We start from the raw sequence: 265 nt of genomic DNA, 5'->3' as shown, positions 1-265 counted from the left end.
AAATGAGGATTCCACCCCTGCGGTCAGCCGTATACGATGGAATCTGATGTTAGCCCTGGCAGTTCGGTGACACCCGTCCAGTTACTTGGTTCGGGGTCGTCGAACTGACGGACCAACGTATATGCGACACTATACATGCATTAGCATGCTTCCGCCAGACCCACCGAGCAGTTATGCTCGGCAACCATTCCGGTTGATCCTGCCGGAGGCCATTGCTATTGGAGTTCGATTTAGCCATGCTAGTTGTACGAGCTTAGACTCGTAG

1 rRNA gene is annotated in these 265 nt (G+C 52.8%); it reads left to right on the top strand.

The features are described 5' to 3' along the window. Positions 1-186: 186 nt before the first annotated feature. Positions 187-265 (top strand): 16S ribosomal RNA (locus NKF25_RS24115); the annotation flags it as partial.

The organism is Haladaptatus sp. AB643 (assembly GCF_024136975.1).
In the GTDB taxonomy this organism is placed as follows: Archaea; Halobacteriota; Halobacteria; order Halobacteriales; family Haladaptataceae; genus Haladaptatus.
The sequence above is the reverse complement of the archived record's forward strand: the minus strand, read 5'-3'. Positions and strand labels throughout refer to the sequence as shown.